Raw genomic sequence first — 19,273 nt, forward strand, 5'->3', positions numbered from 1 at the left:
CTTGGAAACGACGGATGGACAATCCTTTAAGTTAATTGACTGGAATGATACGAGTTTCTTAACGGCAACGGCCACGCCGACCGATACAATTTAAGGTGAGAAAATGACAGAAAAAAAGAGTGATCGTACAGCAGCAAAAAAGCGTTCGGAACAGGCCGTACATGAGTTGGTAACGCGGATTGATACCCATCCGGGGGATGCTGACGCCTACTATGAATTAGCCACTGTTCTAGTTGATTTGAAATCATTTGCCCAAGCAGAAGAATTGCTGATGAAGGCACTTGGGCTATTCCAAGCGCAGCCGGCAGTTGTCGATAAACTACATTATGGCCTAGGCAACGTTTACTATGCTGCCGAAGATTATCCTAAGGCCATTCAACAGTTTGACAGTTTAGGCGCGCAGTGGAAGGGGGCCGGTTATTTGATGTTGGCTCAGAGCTATATGGCCAATGGTGACCACAAACGAGCCCTAGCGTTTGCGTTGACGGCTCTTGCCAGTCAACCCGACGATGTTGCCCCACTGCAAGTGGTTGCCGAAAATCTGTTAGCATTGGGGAATATGGCCCAGGCGGCTCAGTATTATGACCAACTCTTGGCGATTGATCCTAAAAATGGACGGGCAACCTTTGATCGTGGGCTGGTGGCGATGGTGCAAGGAACACCTTACGCCGATTACTTTGAACGCGCCCAGGCGTTAGATCCCCAATACTTCGAGCAAGGCCAACAACGATTGGCTGATATTGAAAAATTCATGCAACAAAAACCTGATTCAGATCAGCAGTAAAGGAGACGACACAGATGGCAACCGAATCGCTAGACTTATTTGCAACCGATAACGCTGGGCAACCAGACTTTGTGGTCGGCACTGTCAGTGCGGTCTTTTTTGCCAGTAATGATAGTTTTTATAAGGTGATGCTGGTTAAGGTTTCTGAAACGAGTCTGGATTGGCACGAAGATGAGATTGTGGTGACGGGCAACTTTGCCGATGTTAAGGATGACGTGACGTACCGCTTTACGGGTAAACGTGTCGAACATCCCAAGTATGGCGTACAGTTTCAAGCCGATAACTATCAAAATGAAACACCGACCTCCCGTAGTGGGGTGATTGCTTATTTAAGTGGTGATGATTTCCCGGGATTGGGTAAGAAAACGGCAGAAAAAATTGTTGATGCGTTGGGCACCAACGCAATCGAAGAAATTCTAAATGACAGTGCAGTGTTAGCGCCATTGGGTTTGTCACCTAAAGTGACGGCTACATTGGTGAGCCAATTGCAGACCAATAATGGGATGGAGCAGATTATCATTGGCTTGAATGGATATGGATTTGGTAGCTCGCTCGCTGCAGCCATTTATAATCGATATCAAGAAAAAACTTTGGACGTCATTCACGAGAATCCTTATCAGTTAGCTGAGGATATTACGGGAGTCAGCTTCAAACGAGCCGACCAGATTGCCACGCAACTGGGTTATGCCGCGGATAAACCAGAGCGACTGCAGGCGGGACTCTTACAGACCTTGACAGATTTATCAGTTGCTAATGGGGATACCTACACAACGGCCAAACCACTGTTAAACCAAGCGCTGAGCTTGTTGGAAAATTCGCGCAATGTGCGATTAGAGCCAACTAAGCTGGCCGATCAACTCTTAGAATTGGCTAAACAGCAAAAAGTGGTGGGCGATGACCAACGGATTTACTTGAAAGCCCTATACGATGCTGAGTGGCAAGTGGCTGAACATTTGCAACGGTTGTTACAAGCGGATACCCAGCAAGCGACGTTCAGTGAAGAGGCGATTGCCAAACAACTGCGGATTGTTGAAAAGCAGGCCGATATTGTCTATGATGATTCGCAAACGGCGGCTTTAACGGCAGCCTTGCAAGCAAAAATAATGCTCCTAACCGGTGGCCCTGGTACCGGAAAAACGACGATTATTCGTGGACTGGTGAACTTATATGCCCGGCTGCATGAGGTCTCTTTGGATATTAATGAGTATAAAGATAAAACCTTTCCGATTCTGTTAGCGGCCCCCACTGGTCGAGCGGCTAAACGTATGAGTGAATCAACGGGATTGCCAGCGTCAACCATTCATCGGTTATTAGGGTTAACCGGTCGGGAAACAGATCTCGATGCGGCTACGACCAAAGATTTAGAAGGGGGACTGCTGATTATTGACGAAGTCTCCATGGTCGATGTCTATCTGATGAAGACGCTGTTGCGAGCAGTTCCGGTGGGGATGCAGGTCATCTTGGTAGGTGATAAGGATCAGCTGCCATCAGTCGGGCCTGGTCAGGTATTCCATGATTTACTGGCGAGTGATCAATTGGCAAAGATTCAACTGGATACGATCTATCGGCAGGGTGATGGGTCATCCATTATTCCGTTAGCACACGCTATCAAGGCGGGAAAGTTACCAGCCGATTTTACCCAGAACCACGCCGATCGCTCCTTTATCGCGTGCCATGCCAACCAAGTAGAAAGTGTCATTGATCAGATTGTCGCTAAGGCGCACGCTAAGGGATTCTCTGCCAGTGATATCCAAGTATTGGCGCCCATGTATCGGGGGTCAGCGGGGATTGATCGACTGAACGTGGTGTTACAGAATATTTTAAATCCGAAAAAAACGGCCCGGCAAAAGGAAGTCACTTTTCGCAATCAACAGTTTCGGATTGGAGATAAAGTCTTACACCTGGTCAACAGCCCAGAGAATAATGTTTTTAATGGTGATATTGGGACGATCACGGGGATTGATTTGGCGAGCGATAAAAATAGTAAAGTTAAAAGTGATCAATTAACAATTGCCTTTGAACAAACCGAGGTAACCTATGCACGTAATGATTGGATTCGGCTGACGCTAGCCTATTGTATGTCGATCCATAAGGCCCAAGGCTCAGAATTCAAACTGGTCATTTTGCCAATGGTGAGCCAGTATAATCGGATGCTCCAACGGAATCTATTGTATACGGCCGTAACGCGAGCTGCCGATATGTTAATTCTACTGGGAGAACCGCAGGCGTTTGAAACCTGTGTGACGAATTTATCCGTTAACCGGCATACAACCCTGACAACGCGGATTCAGACGGTCTTAGATCCAGATAAAATGGCAGCAGTATCGTCAAAGTCGGCTGATGACGCACAACCACAACCGGTGGCGGTAGCTGAACCGGCAGCAGTGGCCGATGCTTCGGTCCCAACGACCGATCATGACGTGGCGACTGCCACAGCTCAGGACTATCAATTGACACCGGCGCTAGTTCAGGCGCGACAGATTGATCCAATGATTGGCATGCAAGGCATTACCCCGCAACAATTTATGCCATCGTTATAAAATAGCGGTTGCAGGCGTTGCGTTTCTGAAAAAAGATTGCGATAATATAGAGAGACTAAAATTACGATTTGTGGAGATCCCACAGGGAGGCTGTCATGGCAGAACACGTTGAAGCTGGTAAAATGAAGGTATTTGCCTTAAACTCAAACCGGCCACTTGCTGAAAAGATTGCAAAAGCAGCGGGTGTGACGCTTGGAAAGTCCACCATTAAGCATTTTAGTGATGGTGAAATTCAAATAAGTATTGACGAAAGTATTCGGGGCGATGAATTATTTTTAATTCAGTCGGTTTCTGATCCAGTCAATACGAATTTGATGGAACTGTTGATCATGGTTGATGCGGCCCGACGCGCTAGTGCCGAAAAGATCAACGTGGTGGTGCCCTACTATGGCTACTCACGAGCTGACCGAAAAGCCCGTTCTCGTGAGCCAATTACGGCCAAGTTAATTGCCTCCATGATGCAGATGGATGGGGTTGACCGGGTCATTACGCTGGACTTACATGCGGCGCAATTACAAGGGTTCTTTGATATTCCCGTCGATCATTTACAAAGTGACCGGCTACTGACGAGTTATTTTGACCAGAATCCACGATTAGCAGATGAAGATATTGTGGTTGTCGCACCAGATCACGCGGGCGTGAGTCGTGCGCGGCGCTTAGCCGAATTATTGGGCGCCCCAATTGCTATTATCGACAATCGGTCAGAAACAGAAAATGCGGCTCATCCGGATGCGGTGATTGGAAATGTGACTGGAAAGCACGCGATCTTAGTGGATGACATCATTGATACGGCAATTCGGATTACGGTGTCAGCGGAAGCGTTGAAACGGGCAGGTGCGGCTGATGTTTTTGCTTGCGCGACGCACGCGGTTCTATCCGGCGATGCGACCCAACGAATTGATGATTCAGTGTTGGAAAAGGTCGTAATTACCGATTCGATTCAGTTGCCGGAGGACAAACAGAGCGATAAGTTTGAAATCTTATCTGTTGGTGAACTATTCGGTAAGGCGATTGATTTGATTTATCATGAGCAACCGGTGGATTCTTTATTCCACGGTTCATTGAAACGTCAAAAGCAATAAGTGTTGACCGTTACCGCTACTAGCTGGTGGCGGTTTTTATTTTGATGAAGAAAGTAGGTGGCGTAAATGCGACGTTACCAACAAGCCCAATTATTTCAACTACGCGAGATTGCTATGGGATTGACCTTTATTGGTGGTTTTATCGATGCGTATACGTTTGGTCAACGGGGTGGGGTTCTAGCGGCTGGTCAAACGGGTAACTTGATTTTTCTCAGTGTTGACATTGCCCAGCATAACTTGCCGGGTGTGCTCACAAAGTTATTGACGGTAGTATTCTTTATCCTCGGGGTTGTGACCGTGGGATTACTTAATTATCGATTGCGGCCGACCTCTCACTACTGGCGCTTACCCACGTTATTGGCAGAGTTTGTAGTTTGCCTGGTCGTTGGTGGGTTGCCAGAGACGGTTCCTAATTTGATTGTGACGCCGCCACTGGCGTTTGTGATGGCAATGCAGACGACGGCCTTTGGTCACATTGAAGGGCATGGGTACAATAATGTTTTTTCAACCGGTAATTTAAAAAAAGCAACATCGGCGTTGACGGATTATTTTATCTATCGACAGCCCGGAACACTGACAACCGGGATCATTTACGGCGGTTTAGTTGTCAGCTTTGCAGGCGGAGCGATTATTTCAGCGTTATTGCAAGGGTGGCTTTTAGGTCGAACGATTTGGTGTGCAGCCGGCCTCTTGCTGATCGTTGGTGGTTATTATATGTGGTTATTGTTTAAGCGCCAAGATGATGCGTTCGATCAATGAGCAAGTTAAAAAGGGAACTGAACCTGTGGTGAACAGGCCAGTTCCCTTTTTAACTGACAGATTAGAGTAGTTTCAAATGTGCTTTAGGACGATCAAAGTCCAACCACCGTTCTAATTGATTCTGTCCGGTGGTAATGACCACGCAACATAGCCAATATAAAATGGCAATGGTGATGTAAATAGTCATATAATCTTGATTAGCGCCAGCTACAATTTTAGCTTGCATAAATATGTCTGTCACGGTAATCATGGCAGCGAGCGACGTTCCCTTAAACATATCCAGCAAAATATTACCAAGTGCGGGAATACTGATACGAAAAGCCTGCGGAATAATGATAAAACGCATAACTTTCCGATAGGGTAGCCCAATCGAATAAGCCGCCTCATATTGCCCGTGATCGATTCCTAAGAAGGCGGAACGAAAGACTTCGGAGACGAAGGCTGCAGCCCCTAAAGTGAAGGAAATAATCGCCGCTGGAACGGCCGTTAAGCCAAAGCCAAAGTAGACAATAAACAAGACAACTAACATCGGCACGCCACGCATAAAGGAAATATAGGCGCGGGCTAATCCATGGAGCACCCGTACGTGACTCAATTGAGCCAGAGTGAGTAACATGCCCCAAATTGTGGCTAGTCCGAAAGCCATGACGGTTAGAAAGATGGTCATGGGTAACCCACTCAAAATTTGTGGAATTGATGACCACGCTAACGGCGCATTAAAGAATCCTGGGATTGACAAATATTTCAGCATCGCTGGTCACCTAGTTTTCTATTGGCCCGTATATTTAGACTTAATGGTAAAGTTCTTAGAGATATGGACAGTTGGTTTTTGCGTTACATCAGCGCCGTAATATTTTTCGGAAATCTTTTTGATTGTGCCATCTTTCAATAATTTCTGAATTTCACGATCAATTTCTTTTTTCAGTTTGGTATTACTCTTCTTCATCAAAATACCAACACCTTGGCCATCATCACTGGTGGTAAAGTACATGTTCTTAGCAATGTGTAGGCCATTATTCGGTACCGCTTTGAGAGCAAGCTTTTGGAGGTAGTAGTCATTCATGATCAAATCGGTCTTGCCATTTTTGACATCTTTTAAGTAGACGTCGTTAGAGACATTATCATAGTTGACCAGTTTGGCACCTAGCTGTTGCGCCAAGCGTTGATAACCAGTCCCCGCTTCGCCGGCAGCTTTTTTTCCCTTGATATCTGCCCAAGAGTGAATCCCGGAATCGTCTTTATCCCGGACCACCAAACTATTAAATGAGTGCTTGTACACGGTCGACAAAGCATATTGCTTTTTTCGAGCTGGCGACAAGCCAAAATCATTGGCGGCCAGATCAGCTTTGCCGGAGTTGACAGCCGTCAGTTGTCCGTCAACACTTAGTTCCTTGAACTGTACCTTCTTGTGCAAGCCCTTAGCAACCGCCCGGACGACTTCCACGTCAAAGCCAGTTAACTTACTATTATTTGACGTATGGAACGATGTGGGATATAACGTTCCCGACGTTGCGACAATTAAGGTCTTCTTATTAGCCACCTTAGTATTCGTTGACGTCTTTGAGGAGGTCCCGCAACCAACGAGAGCACCACTCAAAATAACACTTAACCCTAAACCTAAAACCAACCATTTTTTCGTCTTATTCATCCTTTTTCAGTCCTTTCAATTTATGACCTAAGACTTTTTCAGTATACCGATTTGAAACCGCTTTTACAACCGAATGGTGGTAAAATAAAGCTGGTAACTTACTAAAGATTAGAACAAAATCAATGGAGGCGGTTTGGATGGTCGTAACAGATTGGATTGGGACCCCAGCGTTAACTTGGGCCCGACGGATTAGAGCGGGAGAGGTTAGTCGCCAGGAGCTCATTGAAACGGCGTTAGCGGAGATTGATCGGCAAAATCCACAGCTAAATGCGGTCATCACAACTCGCCGCGAGAAGGCTTTAGCGGAAGCGGCAGCGCAGAAAGACACGGGCCAGCCCTTTCTCGGTGTCCCATTACTTTTGAAAGGGCTGGGCCAGCAACTGCAGGGCGAACCAAGCACTAGTGGATCAACACTATTAACAACCAATGTTGCCAGCCAAACAAGTTTTTTTGTGCGGGCCTTACAACACGCCGGATTTATTATCATTGGTCAAACCAATTTTCCTGAGTTTGGGTTCAAGAATATCACGGATGCGAAGCTCTACGGGCCGGCGCACAACCCCTGGAATTTAGACTATCAGCCCGGCGGTTCGTCTGGCGGCGCGGGCGCTGCGGTTGCGGCCGGATTGGTTCCCATTGCGGCCGGTAGCGACGGCGGTGGCTCTATTCGGATTCCATCATCGTGGTCGGGAACGATTGGGTTGAAGCCTACGCGCGGGCGGGTTCCCGTTGGGCCTAGCGATTGGCGATCATGGCAAGGTGCCGCCATTGATTTTGCGTTAACCCGGTCAATTGCAGATACAGCGGCGCTATTAGACAGCTTACAAACCCTGCAACCAGCTGCGGTCTTTCAAACCCCATTAGAACGATCCGGGTTCTTCGCCCAGCTCGATCAACCCGTGCACCCGGGGGTCATTGGCTTTACGACCGAATCACCAGTGGGGACGCCTGTCAGTCCCGAAGCGGTTCAAGCGGTTCAAGATGCGGTGACTTTCTTACGTGAGCAAGGGTTTGCCGTCGAGGAAATCCATAATCCGATTGATGGCGTGGCTTTAATGGAAAGTTACTACACCATGAATGCCGGTGAGACAGCAGCCTTCATGACGGAATTAGCGGCTAGTCTGGGTCGGACGCTAACAGCAGATGATATGGAATTACTGACGTGGGCGCTTTATCAAACGGGGAAACAAACCTCTGCCGCAGATTATAGTTTAGCTCTAAGCAAGTGGGATCAAGCGGCATGGCAAATGGCCCAGTTACATGCGACTTATCCGATTATTTTGACGCCAACAACGGCTTGGCCGGCTCCCAAAGTGGGCGATCCATTGGTATCAGCCAGTGACGCGGCCAAGATGGCAGAGATTACGACGATGCGACCAGCGGCACAAAAACAATTAATTTATGACCAATGGTTACCAGCCCTGACGCGGTCGCCATTTACGCAGCAGGCTAATCTGACGGGAGAACCAGCCATTAGTTTGCCAACAGCGGTTACCGCGGCCGGATTGCCATTAGGCATTCAATTTAATGCGGCTAAGGGGCAGGAATTAATATTGCTGAGGCTTGGTGCTTTATTTGAACGCGCGGGAAAGTTAAAATGGTTACATGCGACAAAATTAGATTGAGGAGCGAACGTTTTGAAAGGAAAGCATTTAGGCATTTTAGTTGGAGCAGCAGTTGTGATTGCGGGAGGATTAGCGGCTTGTGGAACCACATCCAAGTCAACGAACCAATCGGGACAACTAGCAGCTAAACAGGTCGTTAACTTATCGACCAAGTCTGAGGTCACGACTTTAGACGTTTCCAAAGCGGCGGATTCGGTCAGTTTAACGCAGCTGTATCATACCCAAGAAGGCCTATACCGGTTGGGGAAAAAGGAAAAGTTGATTAATGCGATGGCGACCAAGACCACCGTTTCTAAAGATGGTAAGCGATACGTCTTTAAATTACGTGGCAATAATCATTGGAACGATGGTAAACCAGTAACGGCTAAGGACTTTGTCTATTCATGGCGACGGACGGTGAATCCTAAGACAGCCTCTGAATATGCTTACCTGATGGCCGGAATTAAGAACTACAGTCAAGTTCAAAGTGGTAAGCTGGCACCTAGCCAGTTAGGGGTTAAAGCCCAAGGAACGAAGACGTTAGTGGTAACGTTAAGTAAGCCAGTTGCGTATTTTAAGTTGTTATTAGCGTTTCCGACTTTCTTCCCACAGGAACAAAGTGTGGTTGAAAAATACGGGAGCAGCTATGGTCATTCCAGCGCGCAGACGGCTTATGATGGGCCATTTGTGATGAAAAACTGGCAAGGGACCAACCAAAGTTGGAAGTTGGTTAAAAATACGAAATTCTGGGATAAATCAGCCATTACGTTAAAACAGCTGAATTTTCAAGTTGTAGCGGATGCCTCAACCGGACTTAATTTGTTCCAGAAGAAAGAATTGGATGCGACAACGTTAGACGGGACCCAAGTCGCTAATCTAAAGAATAACAGTGAGCTAAAAACTTTTGTTGGCGGGACGACCTATTATATGCAGATGAACCAAAAAAAGGTCAAAGCTTTGAAAAACTTAAAGGTTCGCCGGGCGTTGTCTCTAGCAATCGACAAGCAACAGTTGGCCAAGAGTGTCTTACGAGATGGTTCTAAGGCACCGCTAGGATTTGTTTCTCAAAATCTGACACAAAATCCCAAGACAAAAAAGGATTTTGCCACGGACGCCTACGTCAAGAGTGGCGTGACCTATGACTTACCACAGGCTAAGCAATTGATGAAGGCTGGATTAAAGGAAACGGGCACTAAGAAGTTGACGGTTACCTTAATGGCAGATGACACATCGGTAACCAAGACAGTGGCTCAGTATATTCAGGCGGAGCTACAGAAGTTACCTAATGTGAAGGTAACGATTAATAGCTTACCTTACAAGACGCGATTAAGTCGGTCTAATTCAGGAAACTTTGACTTGGTCTTGTCGAGTTGGGGAGCCGACTTCGCTGATCCAATTAATTTCTTGTCATTAATGAGTACGGGTAATACGAACAACAATGGTGGTTTTTCGGATGCCCAATACGATCGTGATGTAAAGAAGTCCGAAAACCAAGATGCTAACAATCCGACAGCTCGTTATCAGGATTTAGTCAATGCGGAAAAGCGGCTGATGACAAAGCAGGGGGTTATTCCGTTGTATCAACCGGCGACAGCCGAGATGTGGAACGCAAAAGTTTCTGGCTACGTTTGGAATCCAGCCGGGATGAGTCGTGGTTATCAATGGATGAAAGTTGAAAAGTAACTCATAGTTTTCTGAAAGCGACCAGCGTTAGCGGGTCGCTTTTTTTGACCACTCAAGTGAATGATGAAAAAGCTAAGGTGAAAGATTCGGAATTGAAATTAATTATGAAACATGTTATACCTAAGTTAGCAATCATGAAAGCGAATACATAATTGCGGAACTTATGGAGCAGGAGGCTGACACGATGCAGTTTGATGAGTTATTAACAGAACAACGGAATCACCGTTCAACCCACATTGACCGGGAATCCACGCTAGAGATGGTGGCAACGATCAACCGGGAAGATCATCGAGTCGCACGGGCTGTACAAAAGGAGCTTCCCCGAATTGCTGCCGCAATTGACGCAGCTTACCCGAAATTTGATCAAGGCGGTCGCCTGATTTATGTGGGAGCAGGGACATCGGGACGGTTGGGGGTTATGGATGCGACTGAAATTCAACCAACCTATGGTTTAACTGCTGAACAAACATTTGGACTAATCGCGGGTGGCGAACCGGCGTTAACTCATACGGTTAAGGCGGCTGAGGATTCCATTGAATTGGCACAGGCAGATTTGGCTGCCGTTCAATTGACGGCCCAAGATATTGTTGTGGCGAGTGCTGCATCTGGGCAGACACCCTATACCGTGGCGGCACTGCAATATGCGCAGGAAAAAGGGGCCCTAGGCATTGGCTTTTCGTGTGTTGAAGATAGTCCGTTGGCCCGATTAGCAGATTATCCAATTACGCCAGTCGTGGGGCCGGAGGTGATTACCGGGGCAACGTTATTGAAAGCAGGAACCGCTGAAAAGATGGTTCTCAACATGCTATCAACAGGGATCATGGTGAAGTCGGGTAAGGTTTATCAGAACCTCATGATTAATGTGGTACCGACCAATGGTAAGACCTTTGAACGGGCTAAAAAAATTATTGCTGAAGCCACGTAAACGTCACTGTTGGCCGCAGAACGTGCTTTGGAACGCGCAAATAATCACGTGCCGTTAGCGATCGTATTGATCGAAACCAAGGGCACGATTGCTGAGGCAAAGGCTTTGTTAGCAGCAACTAATGGGCATGTTTCACAGGCTGTAAAATTAAATGACAAGCAGCACTAAACCGGTGAGAAACTTGACTGGTCCACACCAATTCTTTATACTTTAACTTAGGTATAAGTGGAAAGGAATGTGACAGCATGTATCTTGCAGACGAACATCGTTACGAAAAAATGCCCATCAGACGCGCCGGGAATACGGGTTTCCAATTACCAGCTATTTCTTTTGGGATGTGGCACAGTTTTGGTGAAAATGCGAATTATGGTGATACTCGAGACATTATTCTAAAAGCTTTTGACGCCGGTATTTTTAGTTTTGATTTGGCCGCCAATTATGGGCCTGGTTCTTACGAAGCCGAACGACTCTTTGGCGAAGTCTTGGAACGTGAATTGAAGCCTTACCGTGATGAATTGGTCATCAGTAGTAAGGCCGGCTTTCATATGTGGCCAGGTCCTTATGGACAAATGAGCTCGCGTAAGGCGTTGATGGCGTCGTTGGACCGTTCCTTACAAACGATGGGCTTGGACTATGTGGACATTTTCTATAGTCACCGATTCGATCCAGAAACCTCTCCTGAAGAGACTGCTGTGGCTTTGGATGACATCGTTCGCCAAGGCAAAGCGTTGTATGTGGGAATTTCCAACTATACAGCACCGCAAGCAGAAGCTATGATTAAGATCTTCAAGGACTTACGGACGCCATTTGTGATTGATCAGGTGTCATACAACATGTTGAATCAAACGGCCAATGATGATGGCCTGTTTGACCTGTTGAAGCAAAATAATGCTGGTGCAATTGCCTATGGACCACTTTCGGAAGGTTTGCTGACGGATAAATACTTGAACGGTATTCCGGCTGACGTTGATATTCATTGGTCAAACCAATTTGTTTTGGATAACGGTCGTGATAAGATGTTGCAAAAGCTACAAGCTTTAAATAAAATTGCGCAGAGTCGGGGGCAAAAGTTGTCGCATATGGCACTCGCTTGGCTTTTGCACAATCCAGTGATTACGAGTGTGATTACTGGGGCCTCCAAGCCAGAGCATTTGATTGAAAATGTGAAAGCTGTTCAAAACCTGGCATTTGATGAAGAACAACTACAAGCGATTGATAAGATTTTAAAAGCATAATGTTATAGGGAGTGGACCTAAAGCTAATTGGGTCCGCTTTTTTAGTTGGGTGACGAATCGTGTTTAGTGGATGGGGGAAACCACAAATTGACCGCAAATTTTTGGAGGTCATGCGGTATAATGTGAGTAAGGATGAATTTTGATGGCGGAGGTTGCTATGACACGGAAAGTAACGATTCGAGATCTTGCGGAAGCGGCTGGCGTTTCGGTAACAACGGTTTCACAGATTTTAAATGGTAAGGGTGAGCGATTTAGCATAGAAACACGCCAACGGGTTCATCAATTACAAGAGGATCTGGGATACGTGCCAGATTTTAATGCGCGGAACTTAATTATGAAGTCAGCACAGACAATTGGCGTACTCGTCCCTAATTTGGGGAATCCCTTTTTTAGTATGTTTATTCGGGGGGTTCAACAAACCAGTCGAGAACGGCATTTCATCCCACTGATCTTTGGTGCGAATCATGATGAGCAACTTGAAAGCTATTATTTGCAGGAATTGATTAAACGAGCAGTGGATGGGTTAATTATTGCAAGTGCTTCGATTACCGGAGAAGCCATTGATAATATTTTGAAAAAGAATGGGATTCCGTATCTGTTAATCGATCAAAATGGCGGTCCTAGTGTTGATCGTATTCGGGTTGATGATGAACAAGGCGGCCAGCTAGCGGCGCGGCACCTATTGACCCTGGGTCTTCAGCGAATTGTTGTGGTGATGCCAGAGCACCCGACCCAAAATTTGCGGATTCGCTTAACGGGTTTCAAGGCACAATTGGTCGATCAGCAAATACCCTTGGCCGATAGTGCGGTCATCACATCGCCAATGACAAAGCTGGGGGGATATCAAGCGACCGCCGCCGTGTTGGCGCAACACCCCACGGCAGTCTTTGCGATTAATGACGAGACGGCGCTAGGGTTAATGCGGGGGCTTCATGAACAGGGAGTACGGGTTCCAGATGATATTTCAGTATTGGGGTATGATGATATTGATTTAGATGAGTATGTCGTCCCTAAACTGACAACCATCCATCAGCCGGTAGTGACTATGGGACAGCAGGCAACAGAGCTATTGATCAATCGGGTTCAGAACCAACGGCAACCGGCCCAGATGGTGGATTTGCCTGTCGTCTTAAAGCAACGGGAAAGTACGGGGCCCGTGAAATAAATTTTATTTAGTTCTTGTAAGCCTTTTCGAAACATGATACGCTATGAGTAATCGAAAAAAACGAATTGCTCGGTGTGTCAGCAATACGTAAAACGTTTTACAAACGAATACCACTTAAGGAGTGACAGTTAATTATGGCAAATAAAGTAACGGTTCTGGGAAGTTTGAATGTTGATACGACGCTACGGATCGCGCGGATGCCGCAACCAGGGGAAACATTATCGACTGAAAACAAGAGTAGTGCTGCTGGCGGTAAGGGTGCCAACCAAGCGGTAGCTGCTGCACGGGCCGGGGCCGAAACAAGCTTTATTGGTAAGGTGGGGAATGATGATGCTGGTCGTTTCATGGTAGAGTCATTAGATAATGACCACATTGATACACACGCAATCATTACCGATCCAGTTGTAGGAACCGGGTCTGCCTTCATTCTCTTGGATGAAGCTGGTCAGAACAGTATCTTGGTTTATGGTGGTTCTAACCAACAGATTAAGGCCGAAGAAGTCATTGCTCGCGAAGATGAAATTGCTAATGCTGATTTCTTAATTACCCAGTTTGAAACGCCACAAGCAGCGACCTTGGCAGCATTTAAAGTGGCTAAGCAACACGGGGTAACAACTATTTTGAACCCGGCACCAGCTGCTGAAATTGATCCAAAGATTCTAAAAGTGACGGATTTGGTCATCCCTAACGAAACGGAAAGCGCGGAGTTAACTGGAATCGAGGTAACAGACGAAGCCTCAATGGATGCCAATGCGAAGAAGTTCCGAGAAATGGGTGTTAAGAACCTGATTATCACAGTTGGGAGTAAAGGCGCTTACTACGCAACTGAACAGGAATCCGGATTTGTGCCGGCCTTTAAGGTTAAAGCTGTGGATACGACCGCAGCTGGAGATACCTTCATTGGTGCTTTGAGTTCACAATTGAAGCCAGATCTTAGTAATGTTGCAACGGCGTTGGTCTTCGCGCAACGGGCAAGTTCCTTAACGGTGCAAGGTTTGGGTGCTATGCCATCTATCCCAACGGTTGAACAAATTGAGGCCGCTAGCAAGAAGTAGGTATTTTCAATAAATTGGTCTAACCGATAATTTTTCTGATTTTTTCAGAAAAATTATCGGTTTTTTTGTGTTCATAAGGCAACCGGTTGCAACATCTTAAAACCGGTATATTTAATTTAAAGGATTGTATCAGATTACAATCACCGTATTACAGCGGTTTATAAAATGGGTTGCATTTATATCGTTAGATTGGTATAGTTGTGAAAGTCGATAGACAATGTCGAATTTACCGGTAGATTCAACACTTGAAAATTTCAGTAATTTAGAAAATAGCCGTGATTGGTCCGGCTAATTTAAGTGAGGTTATTTAAACATGTTGAATGAAGAAGTTCTGAATAAACAAGCTAACTTTGATGAGGTGGATACACAGGCTGTGACGGCTGTCCGCATGCTGAGTATGGATATGATTTCACGAGCACGGTCGGGCCACCCGGGATTACCGTTGGGGGCGGCACCCATGGCTTATGTTTTGTTCTCTCGTCACTTACGAGTGGATCCATCGTTTCCCCAGTGGTTTAATCGTGACCGCTTCGTTCTCTCGGCAGGTCATGGATCGGCAATGCTATACAGTCTGTTGCACCTTAGCGGCTTTGCATTAAGTCGCGATGATTTGATGAATTTCCGGCAGTTAGGAAGTAAAACTCCCGGTCATCCCGAGTACGGGGTAACTCCAGGGGTAGATGCAACGATAGGCCCCTTGGGACAAGGGATTGGGATGGCCGTCGGTATGGCAATGGCCGAACAACATTTACGAGCTAGCTACAATCGGCCAAATTTAAGTGTGGTGGATCATTATACGTATGCACTTTGTGGTGATGGGGACCTTATGGAAGGGGTCGCGGCTGAGGCAGCTAGCTTAGCTGGACAACTACAATTAAATAAATTAATTGTGCTGTATGACTCAAATGATGTGTCACTCGACGGACCACTTAGCAACGCTTGTCATGATAACGTGGCCGAACGATTTGAAAGTTATGGCTGGAATTACTTACGAGTAGCAGATGGTGATGATTTGGCGGCCATCGATCAGGCTATTCGGACGGCTAAAAACAATCAGAGTGGGCCAACATTGATTGAAGTGAAAACACAAATTGGTGCAGGGAGTCCAAATGCCGGAACCAATAAGGTTCATGGCGCACCATTAAATTCTGAGGATTTAGCGGCAACGCGGGCGCATTATCACTGGGAGTGTGATCCATTTACTGTGCCGGCAACCGTTCATGAACGGTTTATGACGACGATTAAGGCACGCGGGTGGGCCAGCCATCAAGAGTGGTCAAGTGTGATTACCCGTTATTCTACGTATGAGCCCCAATTGGCCGCGCAGTTTGCACAGGGGATTAGTCAAACGTTACCGGCTGATTTAAAAGCAACCTTACCTACTTATTATAAGAAAGATGATTTAGCTTCACGTGCTAGTGGTCATGAAGTCTTACAACGGTTAAGTGCCGCCTATCCCAATCTATGGGGCGGTTCCGCCGATCTCTTCAGCTCAAATAAAACGAATGTTGCGGCCACTGATCGGTTTAGCAAAGATAATCCAACTGGGAAAAACTTGTGGTTTGGCGTTCGCGAATTTGCTGAAGCAGCGGCAATGAACGGCATTGCCTTACATGGCGGAACTCGAATCTACGGTTCAACATTCTTTATTTTTTCCGATTATATGAAGCCAGCAATTCGGTTGGCAGCGTTGCAACACTTACCAGTTATTTACGTCTTAACCCATGATTCCTTGGCAGTGGGGGAAGATGGACCGACGCATGAACCAGTCGAACAGTTGGCAGGATTACGGGCAATTCCGGGGTTGACCGTGTATCGACCGGCTGACGGTAACGAAACAGCAGCAGCCTGGTTGGAAGCTCTGAAAGCAACCGATCATCCGACAGCTATTGTATTGTCACGACAGGGGTTACCAACGCTACCTAAGCCAGCATCTCGGGTGCATACTGGGGTCAAGCGTGGTGGCTATGTGGTGGCTGATGCACAGCGAGTCGCTGAAGGAATTCTAATTGCCACCGGGTCAGAGGTTCAGCTGGCGCTAGCCGCACAAAAGAAATTGGCTGAATTAGGCCGGGATGTTCGGGTCGTTTCCCTGCCAAGCTTTGAGCGGTTCAACGCCCAACCAGCAGCCTATCAGGAACAAGTTCTGCCTCATCAGTTACGACGGCGCGTGGCGATTGAGATGGCTAGCAGTCTGGGGTGGGGACAATATATTGGTCTTGATGGCGCGCTGGTCACGCAAGATCAATTTGGCGCTAGTGGTCAGGGAGCCGCGGTTATGGCCATGGCCGGATTTACACCAGAGGCGGTTGTTGATGCGTACTTGAAGCTTAACTAGATGAAAAAGATAAAACGACTCGCTGCGGCGGGTCGTTTTTTGAAAAGTCTGATCCGAGAGCTAGTCAGCGAGTCGTTTTATTGGTATATTGGGGGTAAAGACACTGGAGGCGGTTTTTCATGGAAATTCGGCGAATTAAGGTGGCAACAGCGTTGGTTTGGGCAACCCCAACGACCAGTAATCGAGCAGATCAAGCGTATTTGAAAACTGGTGACCTAACAACTTGGGTGAAAGCTTTGAAGCCAGTAGATCAGATCCGATTAGCCGATCAGAATGTCATTGTGACTGAAGTATTATTTAACGATCGGGTGGTGTTGGACCGAATTGAAGGAAATTGGGCCCATGTCTTTGTCAAACGACAGGCAAATCGGCAAGAGCGCCGCGGCTATCCAGGGTGGGTACCTCTGAGCCAATTGACGACACAAGATGAGGAGTTGGCTTATCCGACGACGACAGTTCGCTTGGTTCAGCTGACGACACCGCTATTAGATGACGATCGGCAACCAGTGATGGATCTGCCTATGGGGACGATCTTAACAACGGTAGCGCAAGATGCAGACTGGATTCAGGTGGTCACCCCATTGGGGAAAGGCTGGATCACGGCTCAGGCAGCACAACTGGGTATTAGTGGAGATGACGGTCAACGGCTATTGACTTTAGCACAACATTTTTTGGATACTCTTTATTTATGGGGAGGAATAACCCCAGCTGGGGTTGATTGTTCCGGATTGGTTTATGCACTACATCGTGCCTTAGGCTATGCCATTCCACGTGATGCGCAGGATCAGTTTGCTAATGGTTATCCGATTGCCCCAGAGGAACTGGTGGCTGGGGATTTGGTTTTCTTTGCTCAGGATCATGGCACTGGGACGATTCATCATGTTGGTCTGTATGCTGGAAATGGACAGATGATTCATGCACCCAAGCCGGGAAAAACGGTTCAACTGGCGCCCTTAACGACAGCTGAGCTAGCGCCAGAGTACGCAGGTGCTCGGCGGTTTTGGCAATAATCTCAACTCTGAAGAATTCTCTAAGGTCACCAGCAAGCCGGTTTTGCTATTGGCAAACATGCTATACTGAATTTTGGGAGAGTAGATGAAAGCCAAAAAGAGAGGGATCACGATGAAATTTACGCGACTTATTTTAGGTCTATCTACCGTTTTATTGACGGTTGGCTTAGGTGGTCAAACGCTTAGCCATGCGGATACCACGGATAATACAACAACCAGTTCAAGTACCTCAGCGAATAGTGGTAGTACCGTCCAAACTAAGGCCTTATCTAAGGCTTATGTCGTTTATGGTGCGGGTTTAGCGAGTGAAGATAAAGATACAGTGGCCTCGGCCTTAGGTGTGAAGTCCAATTACACAGCCTTAACTGCAACCGGTAGCGACTATGCGACTTATTTGAACGCGGCCGGGACAACGGACGCCAGCATGATTAGTTCGGTCGCTTTAGCGCCGGCCGATCCGGGAACCGGGGTTAAGGTCAATATTGCCAAGTATAATGGTAGTAATAATATTACCGAAGTGACGTCACAACAGTATGCGATGGTGGCGACAATGGCCGGGGTTAAGGACGTGATTATCACAGTAACGGCTGATAAGTCGGTTTCTGGAGAATCAGCCTTAACTGGGGTTTATAAGGCATTAGCTGCCGATGGGTTGACGCTGAACTCGCAAAATACACAAGCAGCAAATGGCGTGTTGGATGCGACGCAACCAGCGATTGATTCAAATAGTAGCGATAAAAAGTATCCAGGAAAATTGATGTCAGCAGTTGGCTCAGTTTCTTCCGATTTGGCCAAGCAACGTCAAAATGGGAATGAGCTAGCGACTAAGGCGGATATTGAAGAAATGCTACAAAAGGCTTTAGCTAAACAAGGCATTGCTAATCAAACGTCGTCAACTCAGATTACCAATATTGCGATTGCTTTAAGTCAGGTACAAAAGGCACCAGTTTCGACTAGTAAGACGTATATCAAGAATGTGACGAACGTTGCTGATAGTTTAGCTAACAGCATTGGTGATAAGATGGCCAGTGTAAAAGATTTTGCTAACAGCGCGGACGCCAAACAAGCTGAGAACTTTATTGTGCAGATTTGGCATAATGTGGTTAACTTCTTTAAGGGCTTAATTGGTGGTTAGTACAATAAGAAAACAAAATGGACGCGATGAGCGTCTTTTTTTGTGCTGCTTTTAAAATTTCACAAGTTAAAGGACATGGGGGCTAACTTGGTAGATACAAAAAGCGTTTCCAATAGTAATTTGTATTTTACAATAACTTGCTGGAAACCGATCTATAAGCGTTAGAGATAAATTAGCGGAAACTACTTGAATAGCAAAAAAGAACGTACGTTTTCTTATTAAAACGGTGATTAACCGGTATCATAGGCTTCCTAGCGTAACACATGGTGGCTAGTGGCTAGGATGGGAACCTCAGTTCTGAGTTTGAAAA

At 46.6% G+C, this 19,273-nt stretch carries 14 protein-coding genes and 1 pseudogene; 13 read left to right on the top strand and 2 right to left on the bottom strand.

The features are described 5' to 3' along the window. Nucleotides 1–103 precede the first annotated feature (103 nt). The 4 genes from FC61_RS00955 (at nucleotide 104) to FC61_RS00970 (ending at nucleotide 5,165) form a co-directional block, all read left to right on the top strand. On the top strand, nucleotides 104–784 hold the full coding sequence (locus FC61_RS00955; protein ID WP_021741783.1) for a tetratricopeptide repeat protein: 681 nt from the start codon (nucleotides 104–106) through the stop codon (nucleotides 782–784). Nucleotides 785–798: 14 nt separating this feature from the next. Beyond that, nucleotides 799–3,324: an SF1B family DNA helicase RecD2 gene (gene recD2 / locus FC61_RS00960; protein ID WP_042516743.1), complete on the top strand. Its 2,526-nt coding sequence runs from the start codon at nucleotides 799–801 to the stop codon at nucleotides 3,322–3,324. Nucleotides 3,325–3,419: 95 nt separating this feature from the next. Further along, a complete protein-coding gene (locus FC61_RS00965) occupies nucleotides 3,420–4,406 on the top strand; it encodes a ribose-phosphate diphosphokinase (protein WP_011668101.1) in 987 nt (328 codons plus the stop codon). A 66-nt stretch (nucleotides 4,407–4,472) separates the two neighbouring features. After that, complete coding sequence (locus FC61_RS00970) at nucleotides 4,473–5,165, top strand: YoaK family protein (RefSeq protein WP_021740869.1); 693 nt, start codon at nucleotides 4,473–4,475, stop codon at nucleotides 5,163–5,165. Between the two features lie 61 nt (nucleotides 5,166–5,226). Here the strand turns inward: FC61_RS00970 and FC61_RS00975 are convergent, their stop codons facing one another. After that, a complete protein-coding gene (locus FC61_RS00975) occupies nucleotides 5,227–5,916 on the bottom strand; it encodes an amino acid ABC transporter permease (RefSeq protein ID WP_021740870.1) in 690 nt (229 codons plus the stop codon). An 18-nt stretch (nucleotides 5,917–5,934) separates the two neighbouring features. Next, complete coding sequence (locus tag FC61_RS00980) at nucleotides 5,935–6,813, bottom strand: transporter substrate-binding domain-containing protein (RefSeq protein ID WP_021740871.1); 879 nt, start codon at nucleotides 6,811–6,813, stop codon at nucleotides 5,935–5,937. A gap of 137 nt (nucleotides 6,814–6,950) precedes the next feature. Between FC61_RS00980 and FC61_RS00985 the strand changes: the two genes are divergently transcribed. The 9 genes and pseudogenes from FC61_RS00985 to FC61_RS01025 all read left to right on the top strand — a co-directional run bounded on the left by FC61_RS00985 (nucleotide 6,951) and on the right by FC61_RS01025 (nucleotide 18,963). Then, nucleotides 6,951–8,438 (top strand): amidase, encoded by a 1,488-nt coding sequence (locus FC61_RS00985; RefSeq protein WP_024526757.1) that lies wholly within the window; start codon nucleotides 6,951–6,953, stop codon nucleotides 8,436–8,438. Nucleotides 8,439–8,450: 12 nt separating this feature from the next. Continuing rightward, the gene (locus FC61_RS00990) at nucleotides 8,451–10,100 is read left to right on the top strand and encodes a peptide ABC transporter substrate-binding protein (RefSeq protein ID WP_021742778.1); all 1,650 of its coding nucleotides are present in this window, start codon (nucleotides 8,451–8,453) and stop codon (nucleotides 10,098–10,100) included. Between the two features lie 163 nt (nucleotides 10,101–10,263). After that, nucleotides 10,264–11,193: pseudogene (murQ, locus tag FC61_RS00995) on the top strand (N-acetylmuramic acid 6-phosphate etherase). 77 nt (nucleotides 11,194–11,270) lie between these two features. After that, nucleotides 11,271–12,260 carry an aldo/keto reductase gene (locus tag FC61_RS01000; RefSeq protein ID WP_021742781.1) on the top strand — a complete coding sequence of 330 codons (990 nt, stop codon included), beginning with the start codon at nucleotides 11,271–11,273 and terminating at the stop codon, nucleotides 12,258–12,260. Nucleotides 12,261–12,417: 157 nt separating this feature from the next. Then, on the top strand, nucleotides 12,418–13,425 hold the full coding sequence (rbsR, locus tag FC61_RS01005) for a ribose utilization transcriptional repressor RbsR (RefSeq protein ID WP_035465051.1): 1,008 nt from the start codon (nucleotides 12,418–12,420) through the stop codon (nucleotides 13,423–13,425). Nucleotides 13,426–13,559: 134 nt separating this feature from the next. Then, on the top strand, nucleotides 13,560–14,480 hold the full coding sequence (rbsK, locus tag FC61_RS01010) for a ribokinase (RefSeq protein WP_021742783.1): 921 nt from the start codon (nucleotides 13,560–13,562) through the stop codon (nucleotides 14,478–14,480). Nucleotides 14,481–14,793: 313 nt separating this feature from the next. Then, a complete protein-coding gene (gene tkt / locus FC61_RS01015) occupies nucleotides 14,794–16,818 on the top strand; it encodes a transketolase (RefSeq protein WP_021742784.1) in 2,025 nt (674 codons plus the stop codon). Between the two features lie 119 nt (nucleotides 16,819–16,937). Then, nucleotides 16,938–17,828, top strand: coding sequence for a C40 family peptidase (locus FC61_RS01020; protein WP_035465049.1), 891 nt, complete (start codon nucleotides 16,938–16,940; stop codon nucleotides 17,826–17,828). 112 nt (nucleotides 17,829–17,940) lie between these two features. Next, on the top strand, nucleotides 17,941–18,963 hold the full coding sequence (locus FC61_RS01025; RefSeq protein ID WP_024526763.1) for a DUF1002 domain-containing protein: 1,023 nt from the start codon (nucleotides 17,941–17,943) through the stop codon (nucleotides 18,961–18,963). Nucleotides 18,964–19,273: the final 310 nt, after the last annotated feature.

This window comes from Levilactobacillus brevis ATCC 14869 = DSM 20054 (assembly GCF_001433855.1).
Taxonomy (GTDB): domain Bacteria; phylum Bacillota; class Bacilli; order Lactobacillales; family Lactobacillaceae; genus Levilactobacillus; species Levilactobacillus brevis.

Excerpts from the sequence above, each read along its gene's own strand:
- FC61_RS00980 (WP_021740871.1), bottom strand. The coding sequence starts at position 6,813 with ATGAATAAGACGAAAAAATGGTTGGTTTTAGGTTTAGGGTTAAGTGTT.
- FC61_RS00975 (WP_021740870.1), bottom strand. The coding sequence starts at position 5,916 with ATGCTGAAATATTTGTCAATCCCAGGATTCTTTAATGCGCCGTTAGCG.
- FC61_RS01025 (WP_024526763.1), top strand. The coding sequence starts at position 17,941 with ATGAAATTTACGCGACTTATTTTAGGTCTATCTACCGTTTTATTGACG.
- FC61_RS00965 (WP_011668101.1), top strand. The coding sequence starts at position 3,420 with ATGGCAGAACACGTTGAAGCTGGTAAAATGAAGGTATTTGCCTTAAAC.
- FC61_RS01000 (WP_021742781.1), top strand. The coding sequence starts at position 11,271 with ATGTATCTTGCAGACGAACATCGTTACGAAAAAATGCCCATCAGACGC.
- FC61_RS00955 (WP_021741783.1), top strand. The coding sequence starts at position 104 with ATGACAGAAAAAAAGAGTGATCGTACAGCAGCAAAAAAGCGTTCGGAA.
- FC61_RS00970 (WP_021740869.1), top strand. The coding sequence starts at position 4,473 with ATGCGACGTTACCAACAAGCCCAATTATTTCAACTACGCGAGATTGCT.
- tkt (WP_021742784.1), top strand. The coding sequence starts at position 14,794 with ATGTTGAATGAAGAAGTTCTGAATAAACAAGCTAACTTTGATGAGGTG.
- rbsK (WP_021742783.1), top strand. The coding sequence starts at position 13,560 with ATGGCAAATAAAGTAACGGTTCTGGGAAGTTTGAATGTTGATACGACG.
- recD2 (WP_042516743.1), top strand. The coding sequence starts at position 799 with ATGGCAACCGAATCGCTAGACTTATTTGCAACCGATAACGCTGGGCAA.
- FC61_RS00985 (WP_024526757.1), top strand. The coding sequence starts at position 6,951 with ATGGTCGTAACAGATTGGATTGGGACCCCAGCGTTAACTTGGGCCCGA.
- FC61_RS01020 (WP_035465049.1), top strand. The coding sequence starts at position 16,938 with ATGGAAATTCGGCGAATTAAGGTGGCAACAGCGTTGGTTTGGGCAACC.
- rbsR (WP_035465051.1), top strand. The coding sequence starts at position 12,418 with ATGACACGGAAAGTAACGATTCGAGATCTTGCGGAAGCGGCTGGCGTT.